The 13,413-nt window shown below is 61.9% G+C and carries 14 protein-coding genes; 6 read left to right on the forward strand and 8 right to left on the reverse strand.

The genetic code is table 11. From position 1 onward, the window contains the following. Positions 1-460 precede the first annotated feature (460 nt). The 4 genes from TSA66_RS25555 (at position 461) to TSA66_RS12285 (ending at position 6,769) form a co-directional block, all read left to right on the forward strand. Positions 461-1,216 (forward strand): SRPBCC family protein, encoded by a 756-nt coding sequence (locus TSA66_RS25555; protein WP_052452280.1) that lies wholly within the window; start codon positions 461-463, stop codon positions 1,214-1,216. A 285-nt stretch (positions 1,217-1,501) separates the two neighbouring features. Then, a complete protein-coding gene (locus tag TSA66_RS12275) occupies positions 1,502-2,254 on the forward strand; it encodes a peptidylprolyl isomerase (RefSeq protein ID WP_040040238.1) in 753 nt (250 codons plus the stop codon). Positions 2,255-2,384: 130 nt separating this feature from the next. Further along, positions 2,385-5,444, forward strand: coding sequence for a peptidase domain-containing ABC transporter (locus TSA66_RS12280; RefSeq protein WP_040040239.1), 3,060 nt, complete (start codon positions 2,385-2,387; stop codon positions 5,442-5,444). After that, positions 5,441-6,769, forward strand: a complete 1,329-nt coding sequence (locus TSA66_RS12285) for a sigma-54 interaction domain-containing protein (RefSeq protein WP_040040240.1) — start codon at positions 5,441-5,443, stop codon at positions 6,767-6,769. Before TSA66_RS12280 ends, TSA66_RS12285 begins: the two co-directional genes overlap by 4 nt. A 38-nt stretch (positions 6,770-6,807) precedes the next feature. Here TSA66_RS12285 and TSA66_RS12290 read toward each other — a convergent pair whose 3' ends face one another. Then, a complete protein-coding gene (locus tag TSA66_RS12290) occupies positions 6,808-7,767 on the reverse strand; it encodes a ribonuclease Z (RefSeq protein ID WP_040040241.1) in 960 nt (319 codons plus the stop codon). A gap of 499 nt (positions 7,768-8,266) precedes the next feature. Between TSA66_RS12290 and TSA66_RS12295 the strand changes: the two genes are divergently transcribed. Further along, complete coding sequence (locus TSA66_RS12295) at positions 8,267-9,520, forward strand: putative Na+/H+ antiporter (RefSeq protein ID WP_040040242.1); 1,254 nt, start codon at positions 8,267-8,269, stop codon at positions 9,518-9,520. Positions 9,521-9,535: 15 nt separating this feature from the next. Here TSA66_RS12295 and TSA66_RS12300 read toward each other — a convergent pair whose 3' ends face one another. The 4 genes from TSA66_RS12300 to TSA66_RS12315 form a co-directional block, all read right to left on the reverse strand. Beyond that, positions 9,536-10,324 carry a PP2C family protein-serine/threonine phosphatase gene (locus TSA66_RS12300; protein ID WP_040040243.1) on the reverse strand — a complete coding sequence of 263 codons (789 nt, stop codon included), beginning with the start codon at positions 10,322-10,324 and terminating at the stop codon, positions 9,536-9,538. Between the two features lie 13 nt (positions 10,325-10,337). Then, positions 10,338-10,622, reverse strand: a complete 285-nt coding sequence (locus TSA66_RS12305; protein WP_040040244.1) for a hypothetical protein — start codon at positions 10,620-10,622, stop codon at positions 10,338-10,340. A gap of 150 nt (positions 10,623-10,772) precedes the next feature. Further along, a complete protein-coding gene (locus TSA66_RS12310) occupies positions 10,773-11,081 on the reverse strand; it encodes a hypothetical protein (RefSeq protein WP_040040245.1) in 309 nt (102 codons plus the stop codon). A gap of 33 nt (positions 11,082-11,114) precedes the next feature. Beyond that, on the reverse strand, positions 11,115-11,426 hold the full coding sequence (locus TSA66_RS12315; protein ID WP_040040246.1) for a hypothetical protein: 312 nt from the start codon (positions 11,424-11,426) through the stop codon (positions 11,115-11,117). A 405-nt stretch (positions 11,427-11,831) separates the two neighbouring features. Here TSA66_RS12315 and sodC point away from each other — a divergent pair, with 405 nt between their 5' ends. Beyond that, positions 11,832-12,374: a superoxide dismutase family protein gene (gene sodC, locus TSA66_RS12320; RefSeq protein ID WP_084199550.1), complete on the forward strand. Its 543-nt coding sequence runs from the start codon at positions 11,832-11,834 to the stop codon at positions 12,372-12,374. A gap of 105 nt (positions 12,375-12,479) precedes the next feature. Here sodC and TSA66_RS12325 read toward each other — a convergent pair whose 3' ends face one another. The 3 genes from TSA66_RS12325 to TSA66_RS12335 form a co-directional block, all read right to left on the reverse strand. Next, positions 12,480-12,680, reverse strand: coding sequence for a hypothetical protein (locus TSA66_RS12325; protein WP_040040247.1), 201 nt, complete (start codon positions 12,678-12,680; stop codon positions 12,480-12,482). Positions 12,681-12,750: 70 nt separating this feature from the next. Next, positions 12,751-13,020: a hypothetical protein gene (locus TSA66_RS12330; protein WP_040040248.1), complete on the reverse strand. Its 270-nt coding sequence runs from the start codon at positions 13,018-13,020 to the stop codon at positions 12,751-12,753. Positions 13,021-13,084: 64 nt separating this feature from the next. Then, entirely contained in the window at positions 13,085-13,393 is a 309-nt protein-coding gene (locus TSA66_RS12335) for a hypothetical protein (RefSeq protein ID WP_040040249.1), read from the reverse strand. Positions 13,394-13,413: the final 20 nt, after the last annotated feature.

Consider the following 13,413-nt stretch of genomic DNA (forward strand, 5'->3'; position numbering starts at 1 on the left):
TGCTGGCAAGAACGTCAATGGCTGTGATGCAAGCGGGTTCTCGGCCGTATGGCGATGTTGTCATGCAATCGAGCATCGAACGGATCGATGTCGTCGCCCGGAAGAGAGCGACTTTGGCGTCATAAGCGCTCAAGCCGTGAACCTGATTTCATCGTTTTCCTGATACGGGAAGTCGCTCCCACGGCGGCATCGCCTCAGCCAGCATCATTCCAGGCAAATCCCTAAAACGGTGCTTGTCCCGAACTGCCTTGATTTTGAGCAATAGAAAATTTCTCTTTTGAATCATGGATGTAAGGAAGCTTATACTGGCTTATCCACAGAATTAGTCACAGCAAATGTGGACATTGCCCACGGGGCACTAATGCCATGGTAGTACCCGAATCGCCGCAACTTGTTCTGCAAGTTCCACTCTGAATAGGCACGGTTGCATGCGTTACCCAATGCAAGAAGGAGGAGTGTCATGGCAAGAATCCAGCAGTCGATCGAGGTCAATGTGCCGGCCCATGCTGCCTACAGCAAACTGGTGCAGTTCGACGAGTATCCGCGCTTCATGCAGGGTGTCGAAGCAGTCCGCCAGACCGACGAAGCGCATCTGCACTGGTCGGCCAGCATGGCAGAGCGCCACATGGAGTGGGATTCCGAAATCACCGAGCGGCAGGAAGACCAGTGCATCGCATGGCGCAACCTGAGCGGTCCCCGCAATGCCGGCCGGGTGGAGCTTCAGGATCTCGGTCAGGGCAAGGCGAGCGTCACGCTGACGATGGAATGCGACCCGGGCCAGATGCTGGGATCGCACGGCGGCAATGCGGAAGGCGCGATGGCGCAGCGTGTGTGGGAAGACTTGGCGCGCTTTAAGAAACTGATCGAAACCCGCGATGCCGAAAGCGGCGACTGGCGGCCTTCCGGCCCCGGCGCGCAACAGGCGCCGGCGCATCCGGTGCGCACCACCCAATCTGAGGCGTCGCTGTCGAACTCGTCCGGAAAGGACGACGGGCAAGGCCGGTTCAGCATTTCGGAAGAACAAAACTTCGATGCGCAATCCGACCAGGCGCGGCGCGTCGGCCACATGCCGTCGGAAACGCCCGGCACCGCTCCGGCCGAAGGCATGGCGCAGGCGATGCAACAACCCGATGCGGACGAGCGAAAGAAGATGGCCAAGGCGCTCGATCGTTCAGTGCCTTCAAGCGACGATGGCGGGCCTTCCGGCAACAGCTAGAGAGGCGCGGCGTGGCAACGTGGATGAGGCTTGCGCATTCTCCAATCGCATGTGCGCATTACTCGAACCGCTTGCCGGCACTTTCCATCTAATTTTCTTTCCGGAGTCGGAATTGGATTGCATATCCTGTTTCAGAGGCGTAGCGCAGAGCGAAGCACGGCTTAGGAAGGTTCCGGGCAAGCCATTGCGCATGCGTGCGCACGGGCTTGCGGCGGTGCATGATGTGTCATCGCCTTTCCTCGTTGCATGAGCGAATCCGGACACCATCGTTAAGGAGCAGGCGAGATGACGGCGATTGTGCGTATCGATAACGACGAAATCGGCATCGCGGATTTTGTCAGGACATTGAAACTTACCGGACAGTTCGAAAGCCTGATCGAGCAGATGGTCAGGGAAAAGCTGACCGTGCTGTCGGCGAAAAAGCTCGGCATTCCCGTGGCGCCGGAAGAAATCCAGGAACGCGCCGACCAGTTCCGCCGCGTGCAGGGTCTGCACCGCGCCGCCGACATGAACAATTATCTCGATGCGTTGGGCGTCTCGCTGGATGAATTCGAAGCCTTCGTCACGGACGGCCTGTACCAGGAAAAGATGATGGCGCAGGTCTGCAGCGACAAGGCGATCCAGGGCTATTTCAAGCTGAATTCGCCCAGGTTCGACAGCATCGAGGTCAGCCACATGGTGCTCGACGCGGAAGGCAAGGCCAAGGAAATGATGTCGGTGCTGGAGGACGATCCCGACAGCTTCGAGGAAATGGCGCGCGAGCATTCGATCGCCGACACGCGCGAGCGTGGCGGACTGATCGGCAAGGTGCTGCGCGGCTCGCTCAAGACCGACATCGAGGCCAAGGTGTTCAATGCCGAGGTCGGCGACCTGCTGGGGCCGTTTCCGTCGGCAGACAAGTCGTTCTTCGAGATCTTCCGCGTCAACGCCAAGCACCCGGCCACGCTGGATGACGAAACCGTGTCCGAGGTGCGGCGCCTGCTGCGCGAGGAATGGCTGATGCAGCGCGCGCAGGAACACGTGATCGAAGCACGCTAGCGGAGTCGCCGGAGGAACGCCTCCCGGATATATGTGAATTTGCAGGGTGCGCCGCGCGCACCGTACGGTAGTCGGAGCAGCGGTGCGCCAGGCGCACCCACCATTCGGGAACCCCCGGTTCGATAAGCACATGGACGCACCCGCACAGCAGCAATCCCTGGCCGATTTCCTGTCCACAGTCGAAATCCTGTCGCCGTTCTCCCGCGAAGAGCTCGACCAGCTGGGCGAACAGGCCGAGTCCCGTTTCTATGCCTTCGGCGACACGGTATGCAATGCCGGCGACCCGGCCGGCGGCCTGTTCGTCATCAAGTCCGGCTCGGTGCGCGTGTTCACCGAGGAGAACGGCAAGGAAATCAGCATGGGCGTGCGCAAGACCGGCGAGGTGTTTGCCGAGCTGGCGATGCTGCGCGACCACTGGCATGAATCGTCGGTGCGCGCCTCGGTCAAGACGGAACTGCTGTTCATCCCGCGCGAGGCGATCGCGCCGGTCATCGCGCGCAACCGCGCGGCGCTCGACTTCGTCACCAGCTACGTTGCCATTGCGTCGGCCGGCGGCTTCGTGACGCGCCTGTTCGATTTGCGCGGCAAGGTCAACAAGGAAGAGCTGGAGGAATTCATCCGCAGCGTCGGCGTCAAGCGCGTCGCCGCCGGGCGCGAGATCCTGAAGCAGGACAGTCGTGACGACCGGCGCCTGTACGTGTTGCGGCACGGCGAAGTGAAGCTGGTGCGTACCGAGGAGGGCACCGAATACCCGCTGGCGACGCTGCGCCAGGGTGAAATCTTCGGCGAAAAGGCTTGCCTGATGCGGCAGGAACAGATGGCATCGGTGGTCGCCTCGACCGACACCACGCTCCTGGTGATCCCGGAAAAGACGATCCACGTGGTCCTGGAGCGCAATCCGAAGCTGCGCGAGGCGCTGGAAGAGCGCATCCGCTTCGTCGAACGGGAACTGCAGCGCCAGAAGAAACTGGCCGAGCGCCGCAAGCGTCCGGTCATCCTCGACCTGCACTCGAAGCCCGAGTTCGGCGAAAAGATCATCCGGCGCTTCGCGCTGGTCGAGCAGGCCGAGGAAATGGATTGCGGCGCCGCCTGTCTGGCGATGCTGTGCAAGCACTACGGCATCTCCATGACGCTCGGTAAGCTGCGCGAGCTGGCCAACGTCACGACGCAGGGCGCCACGCTTGACAGCCTGGCCAGAGCGGGCGAGTCGCTCGGCTTCACCACGCGCGGAGTGCAGTGCACCTACGAGGCCCTGATGGGCTTCGAGCTGCCCTTCATCGTGCACTGGGAGGGCTACCACTACATCGTGGTGTACGGCATCTCCAAGCAGCACGTCTGGGTGGCCGACCCGGCGATCGGCTTCAAGAAGATGACGGTCGAGGAGTTCGAGCGCGGCTGGAGCGGCACCTGCCTGGTGTTCACGCCCGGACAGAATCTGGTGCAGCTGGCGGCAGCGCGCTCGCCGTGGATCCGCTTCGTCGCCTACCTCAAGCCGTACAAGAAGATCCTGCTTCACTTGTTCATGGCGACCTTCGTGATCCAGGTGCTGGGGATTGTTCCGCCGATGATCATCCAGAACATCCTGGACGGTGTGATCGTGCACCAGAACGTGAGCCTGCTGCACCTGCTGATCGTCGGCTTGATCGTGTCGAATGTCTTCACCCAGCTGATGACGACCATCCGCGCCTTCCTTGCCAACTTCATGGTGCGCAACCTGGATTTCGCGATGATGTCGCAGTTCTTCAAGCACACGATGTCGCTGCCGTTTTCCTTCTTTGCCAAGCGCAAGACCGGCGACATCCTGGCGCGCTTCGAAGAGAACATGACGATCCGCTCCTTCCTGACGGAGTCGACCATCACCACCATGCTCAACGTGCTGATGGTGTTCATCTACTTCACGATCATGTTCCTCTATAACGTGAAGATGACGCTGGTGCTGATCGCCTTCATCATCCCGATCATGGCGCTGACCGTGGTTGTCACGCCCAGGGCCAAGAACTACGCGCGCGAAGTGTTTGCCACCACCACCGAGGCCAAGGCCTACTTGATGGAAGCGCTGGGCGGTGTGGAAACCGTCAAGGGCATGGGCATCGAACGCCCGGTGCGCCTGAAGTGGGAAAAGAAGTACGCCAAGGCGCTGGAGCAGCAGTACCGCGCGGCGCGCTTCAACATCGTCGTCGGCCTCGTCAGCCAGCTTCTGAACGCCGCCACCACCATTGCGATCCTGTGGGTGGGCGCAACCCTGGTGCTGGACCACCAGCTTTCCATCGGCCAGCTGATTGCGTTCAATGCCCTGATGGGCAGCGTGCTCGCGCCCTTGATGGGACTGGTCGGCCTGTGGAGCCGCTTGAACGACGCCGGCGTGGCGATGGAGCGCCTGGGCGACGTGCTCGACATGGAGCCGGAGCAGCGGCCGGAAGACTTGCCGTCGCGCGTGCTGCTGCCCGACCTGCAGGGGGAGATCCGGCTGGAGAGCGTCTATTTCCGCTACGGCGGCGAGGATACGCCCTATGTGCTGGAGAACATCAGCCTCGACATCAAGCCGGGCGAGCTGGTCGCCATCGTCGGCCGCAGCGGGTCCGGTAAGACCACGCTGGCCAAGCTGCTGGTTGGCTTCTACTTGCCTACCGAGGGCAAGATCGTGGTGGACGGCTACGATGTCTCCGTGATCGATAAGGAATACTTCCGGGCCCAGGTGGGCTACGTCATGCAGAGCAACCTGCTGTTCTCCGGGACGATTGCCGAGAACATCGCCAGCGGCGATGAAAGTCCGGACCGGCGGCGCATCGAGGAAGTGGCGAAGATGGCGGATGCCCATGCCTTCATCGCCAAGATGCCGCTCGGGTACGAGCAGATCGTCGGCGAGCGCGGCGTCGGCCTGTCCGGCGGCCAGATCCAGCGCCTGTGCATCGCGCGGGCGCTGTACCACGATCCGCGCCTGCTGGTATTCGACGAAGCGACCTCGGCGCTCGATACCCAGTCGGAGAGCAACATCATCGGCAACATGGGCGAAATCCTGAAAGGGCGCACGGCCGTGATCATCGCGCACCGGCTGTCGACTATCATGCGGGCCGACAAGATCCTCGTGCTGTACGAGGGGGCGATCGTCGAGCAGGGTCGGCACGAAGAACTGGTAAACCGCCGGGGCATGTACTATGAACTGGTGCAGAAACAGTTGAGCGCGGCATGAAACTGTTCAATCCCGCAGGGCGCCCCGGTTCCACCATCTCGTATGCGGGGCTGCTGGAAAAGATCGAAATCCTGCGTTCCACGCTGCGCTGGTCGTCGAAGCTGGATCGGGCCGACATCGAAAAGCTGCTGCGCCAGTTCAACGCGCTGCGCGACGAAGTGATGCAGCTGTCGCACAAGGAGCGCTTCGTGCAGGCTGCGTCCGCCGAGCCGGCCGTGCCGGACCTGACGCCGGAGGATCAGACTCCGGGGCAGCGCCGCCGCGCGCTGCTCGAACGCAGCTTCGTGTTCGAAGGCACCTTTGGCGACAACCCGAAACTGCTCGACGCGCTCGAAGTCGCGGAAAAGGCCGCGCCCACCGACCTGCCGGTCCTGATCGATGGCGAGAGCGGCACCGGCAAGGAACTCATGGCGAAAGTCATCCATGCCAACGGATCGCGCGCCGACAAGCCTTACATTTCTGTAAACTGCGGCGCGATTCCCGACAACCTGCTGGAATCCGAATTGTTCGGGCATAAGAAGGGCGCCTTCACCGGCGCGGCCAACGACCGCAAGGGCAAGTTCGAAAGCGCGCACAAGGGCACCATCTTCCTCGACGAAATCGGCGAACTGCCATTGCCGGGGCAGGTCAAGCTGCTGCGCGTGCTGCAATCGCATGAAATCCAGCGCGTCGGATCGGACGAACTCATTTCAGTCGATGCGCGCATCGTGGCCGCCACCAACAAGAACCTGCGCAAGCTGATCGCCGAAGGCGCGTTCCGCGAAGACCTGTTCTACCGCCTCAGCGTGATCCACGTGACCCTGCCGGCGCTGCGCGAGCGACGCGACGAGATACCGCTCTTGATCGCCTACTACGGCGACGAAGCGGCGGAAGCGCTCAAGCGCCGCCCGCTGAAGATGACGCCGCGCCTGCGCAGCTTCCTACTCAATTACGCCTACCCGGGCAACATCCGCGAGCTGCGCAATCTGATGTACCGCTTGTCCTGCCTGGCCGGCGAGACGGCCGACATCACGCACCTGCCCGAGGATATCCGGCCGAAGTCAGTGGCGCCGGCTGCGTCTGCGGCCGCCGGCGACGGTGCGGTTCCCGCATCGCTGAGCGAAGCCAAGCGCGCGGCCAGCGACGAGGCGGAGCGCGCCTTCCTGGAGCGCGGCCTCAAGGAAGTCGGCGGCACGGTGGCGGAGCTGGCGCGGCGCTGCGAGATGAACCGCTCGCACCTGCAGATGCTGCTGAAAAAGCACGGCATCCATTCGAAGGACTTTCGCAGGCAGGCGGCGCAGCGCGAGGGCGGCAGCGCGAGCCCGGGAACGGAACACGGTGCGTGACCGCCCGCGCGAGGCACCTGTTCCGGCATTCGCACGGCTTACGCAACACGGCTTAATCGCCCCGCCTTGTCCAGCCGGAACCGTGAAAAATCGTCGGCCAAAAACAATTGGCCGCGATACTGCGCGGCCGCTTCGGCGCGCACGTCGTCGATCGACGGTGACTGGCCGGCATCGGCCTGGTAGCGCGGGCTGAAATGGGTCAGCACCAGGTTCGGCACTCCGGCGTCCTGCGCGAAGCGGGCCACGGCTTCGGCGCAGCTGTGGCCGGTGCGGTTGCCGATCTTGTCCGCGACATCCCGCGTATGCGTGGCTTCGTGGATGAGCAGCTGCGCCTGCCGGCATGCATCGCCCAGCAGGTCGGAGCGATCGTTGTCCCCGCCGACCACGATGCGGCGCGGAGCATACGGATAGAAGATGTAGTCGCTACTCCTGAGCAGCCTGCCGCCGACATGCGCATCGCTGCCTTTTCTCAGTTGGCCCCACACCGGTCCCCGCGGAACGCCCTCCGACGCGAGCTTTTCCGTGTCGAGGCGCGGTTCGGCGCGGGCTTCCGTGAAGCGGTAGGCATATGACGGAACGCGGTGGGATAGGGCAACGGCATCGACCAGGAAGCTGCCCATTGCCCAGTTCCCGAGCGATTCGGTGGCGGTGAATTGCAGCTCGTAGGGCAGGGAAAGCTGCGTCAGGCGCTGCGTCGACCTGATCCAGTCCTCGATCCCGTGCGGCGCGACGATGTGCAGCGGCGTGGTCCTGCCCAGCATGCCGGCGCTTGCCAGCAGGCCGGGCAAGCCGTAGCAATGGTCACCGTGGACATGGGTGACGAATATCGCCTGCAAGTCGTTCGGCGACAGCGACGTATGCAGCAGCTGGTGCTGCGTTCCTTCGCCACAGTCGACCAGGTACCAGTCGCGGCCGGTTTCCTCGATCAGGGCCAGCGCGGTGACGTTGCGCGCCTTGGTCGGTGTGCCGGACGAGGTGCCGAGAAAGAGCAGATCCATGACGCTAGTCGAAGGTTGTTTTCCTATAAGCATGCAGCTGTGGCTGCACACGTCTGAAGCCTGTGACGATGGCCTGCGGCAAGGATAAGATGCCGAACGACCAGGCCGGCGGCGCAAAATTTTGCAAGCGGACGTGGTGACCAGTCATGTAAAGCATCGATGGCGCATCAATGAGCTATACTCAAATCCGGGTGCTCACAATCTTTGTGCAGCAGGTTCATGCGTCGGTCGGGCCGCCACGCGGCTTTTCTATGACCTATGCACGCATCCTACGCCAATCCCGACCTCCGGCGCCACGTGTTCGACGTGGCTTCCGCGCCAAATTTTCCATCCAGTCCGTCGAATATTCGCCTCGCCGGGTTCCTTGTTCACGCAACGCGCGGCCGATGTCGGCAAACCTCGACCTCCGCTCACAGATTGTCTCCGGTGTTGCGCTGTTTTGCGCAAGCCTCTGCAGGCCTGGGCGGTTCATGTAAGTTCGGATAAGACATTCATTCAAATGGACAATATCAACCTCATTGCCGCAGTCATCTTCGCCCTTGCGCTGATCCATACCTTTGCAGCCAAATCCATCGAGAGGCTTGCCGACCATAGTCCGCGACATGCAGGGCTGTTTCATCTGCTCGGTGAGATCGAAGTGGTGTTCGGGCTCTGGGCGTTCGTCTTCATTTCGATTATGGCGTTTCTTTCGGGCGGAGAAGAAGCTGTCAGATATCTGGAATCGCTGCATTACACCGAACCCTTGTTCGTCTTCGTGATCATGGTCGTCGCAGCCTCCCGCCCTGTGCTCGAGGCTGTCAGGGCGCTCATCGCGGCGATCGGCAGGCTGGCCCCGGCTAATGCTTTGCTGGCCCAGGTCTGGCTGTGCTTTGCCCTGGTGCCGCTGATTGGCTCATTGATTACCGAGCCTGCCGCCATGACGCTGGCCGCATTAATGCTGGCGCCACTGGTCTTTCGACCTGGCATTCCGGAGTGGCTCAAGTATGCCGCTCTGGGTGTTCTCTTCGTCAACATCTCCATTGGCGGCACCCTCACGTCATTCGCCGCGCCACCGGTCCTGATGGTCGCTGCGGCCTGGAACTGGGACTCGGCGTTCATGGCGGCAAACTTTGGCTGGAAGGCCGCCGCTGCGGTCTTCATCAATGCCACTGCCATCACGTGGCTTCTCCGAAAGCATCTCGCAGCTGCATCGGAAGCTGCGGATGCGACGCCTGTCGCGCCGGTCCCTGTATTGGTCATGGCCATTCATCTGCTGTTTCTTGGCGCAGTCGTCGTATTCGCTCACCATCCGGTCTTGTTTCTCGGCGTCTTTTTATTCTTCCTCGGATACACCCACGCATATGCGCAGTATCAGAGCCCGCTCATCCTGAAGGAGGGCTTGCTTGTAGGTTTTTTTCTTGCAGGGCTGGTGGTCTTGGGCGGAATGCAGCAGTGGTGGCTTCAGCCCATCGTATCGAGCCTCGAGCCCACGGCATTGTTCTTCGGCGCGCTGGGCCTGACGGCCATTACCGATAACGCTGCCTTGACCTATCTCGGCTCGCTGATCGAAGGCATGACGGGCGAGGCAAAGTACATGCTGGTGGCCGGCGCGGTCGCCGGGGGCGGGCTCACCGTGATTGCAAATGCCCCCAATCCCGCCGGCGTCGCGCTCCTTCGCGCTGGCTTCAACGACGGTAGCATCGGGATTGCCGGCTTGCTTGCAGGGGCCGTTTTGCCCACGCTTGTCGCGGCCAGCTTTTTGCTGCTGCTCTGAATCTGGACCTGGGCTTCAGCCAAGCGCTGGATTCAGCACCGTTTGCTCGTCGCTGTCCGGGTCTTCCGCGCGTACCACGATGACCGAAATGTTGTCGCGCCCGCCATGTTCCAGCGCGAGGTCGATCAGGGTTTCCGACGCGTACAGGCAATCGCCGGGAAGAAGCGCGTTGCATATTTCCAGCTCGCTGACTTCATTGCTGAGCCCGTCGCTGCACAACAGGAACATGTCGCCGTCGCAGGCGTCGATTGCCTCTTCCTCCAGTTCCAGCGTATCGGCGGCGCCGACGGCGCGGGTAATGGTGTTGCGCGCGACGCGGCGCAATCCGCTTGCCGGGGCGAGGCCGTCCGAATTGAAGCCGCTTTTTGCGCGGTATTCTTCAGCCTGGCTATGGTCGCGCGTCAGCTGGCGCAACTGTCCGGCGCGGTACAGGTAGAGGCGGCTGTCGCCGGCCCACAGGCAGGCGCAGCGGCGACCGTAGGCGAGCAGCACCACGACCGTGCTTCCGATCACCATCACGTCGCGGCTGGCGGCTTCCGCGCGCAGTTCGGTGTTGACGCTTTGCAGCTGCGTGCGGGCGGCGGCGACAAGACCGGCCATGCTGTCCGGCGGCACGATATCTTCCAGGGCATCCACCACCATGCTGCTGGCCAGCTCGCCGAAGGCGTGTCCGCCCATGCCGTCGGCCACGGCCCACAGGCCGCGTTCCGATTCGTCGAGACAGGCGTCCTCGTTCTTCTGGCGCACCATGCCGGCGTGCGAGCTGGAGGCCGAGGTCCACCGGTACTGGGTTTCGGCATTCACGGGAGCCTCCCGGCTAGGCGATGTTCTTGGTGTTGTCGCTGACGGCGTCGAGCGCCACCTTGATGTTCGCATTGGCTGCCGAGTTGTTGATGTCGACCGTCTGGAACTGGTTGATCATCTGGTCGGCATAGTTGTTGATCTGGAAGAAGTTGACTGTCGGGCCGGTGCTTGGCGCATCGGATACGAAGGGCTTGATCCATCCGTACACCCAGGGAGCGCCGCCGCCGCGGATGAACGACATCTCCTTGCGGTCGAGCGCGCGGTGGGTGCGCAAATCCTTGATTGTGATGACAGCCATGGCGGATCTCCTGAGAGAAGGGAACGGACGACCGTGGATAACGAAACGATTGGGCAGCAGGTGCCGTCTGAATTGGACGCTGTCAGACGGGGTAACGTTCTCCGGGTTCTCCCGCATGGCGGAGGCGTCATGCGCCTCCGCCGGCGCGGATCAGTGCCCGAAGTTGATGTTGTTGCTGCCGGTTTGCGTCGGGTTCACGTTGGCGGTGATGCCGGAAGCGAAGGCGACGTTGTTGCCGTTGTTGACCTGCGTATTCTGGACCTGGCCAAGCGACTGGCTCGCATCGAAGCTGAAGCTGTTCTTCATGATGTCGCCGAAAGGGCTGTCGCCATAGGAGCCGCCGCTGTTCGGGCCGCAGTACTGATACATGCTCTTGCCGGTGCCGCCGCGCACGGCAGCCATCTCCTTGCGGTCGAGGTCGGAAGCGAGGGCGAGGTCTTTGATGGTGAGGGTAGTCATGTCGAATCTCCTTGAACGATGTGAATCAGTGAATTAACCGAAGTTGATGTTGTTGCTGCCGTGCTGGGACGGGCTCACGTTGGCGGTGATGCCGGACGCAAAGGCGACGTTGTTGCCGTTGTTGACGACAGTGTTCTGGCTTTGGCCGAGCGACTGGGTGGCGTTGAAGTTGAAGTCGCTCTTGTTGACGTCGAACGACGGGCCGCCCCATGAATACGGTGCGCACGGATAGGACGGAGCGCAGGAAGGCATGTAGCCGGATCCGGTGCCGCCGCGCACTTGGGTCATGGCGCTGCGGTCGAGTTCTGCGGTAACGGCCAGGTCTTTGATGATGAGGGTTTGCATGGTCAATCTCCTTAAAGGGAATCAGTGGTTTGGGTGGTGAGCGTTGTGTTGCACTCGACAGGGATACAGCAGGGAGCGTGCCAGTGGCCGCGAACGCACCGCTTTACTCGTGCAAGTCATTGAAAAATAAGGATAAAATGTGGCGGCGTGCGAAAGATGGAGCGTGCCGCGCGATGCCGCTGAGTAGGCAATGCGACGGGTTCAATCCGACACATCGCGAGAGACTGTCGCTTCTGCAGCAACGCTTGCCTGACCGTCATTCCACTCGCGCCAGTCTTGCCATGAGCTTCCTCAAGCGGCCGCCAATACCGGCTGATAGAGTCAACCTCCACACATGCATGTGATTGGTGCAGGAGCCGGCCTTCTGTTTCGGAAAGTCTTTTATAACCAGCAAAGGACACACTCATGAAAGCGAGATTCAAGCTATTCGCCGTGACAGCCTTACTGTCGCTATACGGTTCCGCGCAGGCGGAAGGAACATCGCAGGCAACGCTGACGGTTCCGATGAATGTGGTGGACGAGACCGGCGTCGGGGCCACGGTCGGACAGGTGACGGTCAGCGAGACGCAGTACGGCGTCGTGTTCACGCCGGCGCTGGCGGGACTGCCGGCCGGCCTGCACGGCTTCCATGTGCATGAGAATCCGAGTTGCGAGCCGAAGGAGCAGAATGGAAAAATGGTGCCTGCGCTGGCGGCCGGGGGCCATTACGACCCCGCCGGGACCAAGCATCATGGCTTGCCCTGGGGCGACGGCCACTTGGGCGATTTGCCGGCGCTGTTTGTCGATACGGCCGGCAACGCCAATTATCCGGTGCTGGCTCCCCGTCTCAAGCTGGCGGACGTGCGCGGACGCTCACTGATGATTCATGCGGGCGGGGAGAATCATTCGGATCATCCGGCGCCGCTTGGCGGCGGAGGCGCGCGCATCGTGTGCGGCGTGATCCAGTAGTGCGCAGGGCGCGGATGGCCGGGAACGACAAGGCGCCGCGCCCGCAGGGCGCGAACGCGGCGCAGCGTTGCAGATGCAGCTTGCGGGACGGAGTCGGGTGCAATGCTACCTGGTCGCCGTGCGTTTTCCAGTCACCGGGTCGCGGGTGAATCCGGCCGGATAATCGAGCACGCGGGGGTGGTGGGAAATCCGATGCGCGAGAGCGGCTTGGCGGCCTCGGGTGCGCGTGCCTCCTGTAATGGCAAGCATTGCCTTGCGGTCCAGGTCCACGCTTTCCGTCAAATCCTTGATGACGATCTTGGCCATGACTTATTCCTCGGAAAGAAAATGACAATGGAGGCCGGATGGCCTCCAATCGATCTGAGCACGATTGTCCTCAGATAGTTGCATGTGCGGCAGCCCATTGCTGCGGGCTGACGGTCAGGTTAGGTGGCACCAAGCCGGCGCCGATCACGCCGACATTGTTGAGGGCGTTGACCTGGACATTCTGCAACTGGGAAATGTTCTGGTTCACGTCCACATTGACATTGGCGACAGGGCCAAGGCCCGCCAGCCAGGAACTATTGCTTCCGCCGCGAACGGCTGACATCGCCTTGCGGTCGAGCTCCTGGCTCTTGGCAAGGTCGCGAATCATGATGGTCGACATAGGTTTCTCCTTCAGTTCGGTATAAACCGGCGGAGGCAGTTTCCCCTCCGCCGGTCGGCCTTCATCAATGGCCGAAGTTGATGTTGTTGCTGCCGGTCTGGCAGGGATTCACGTTGGCGGTGATGCCGGACGCAAAGGCGACGTTGTTGCCATTGTTGACTTGCGTGTCCTGACACTGGGCCAGCGATTGGGTCGCGTCGAAACTGAAGCTGTTCTTGCTGATGTCGCCGTAGGGGCTGCCGCCATAGGAGCCGCCGTTGTACGGGCCGCAGTACTGGGTCATGCCCTTGCCGGTGCCGCCGCGTACCTTGGTCATGGCGGAGCGGTCGAGGTCGGAAGTGAGGGTCAGGTCTTTGATGGCGAGGATAGTCATGTCAATTCTCCTAAAAATAT

Origin of the sequence: Noviherbaspirillum autotrophicum (genome assembly GCF_000818395.1) — a bacterium.
Taxonomy (GTDB): Bacteria; Pseudomonadota; Gammaproteobacteria; order Burkholderiales; family Burkholderiaceae_D; genus Noviherbaspirillum; species Noviherbaspirillum autotrophicum.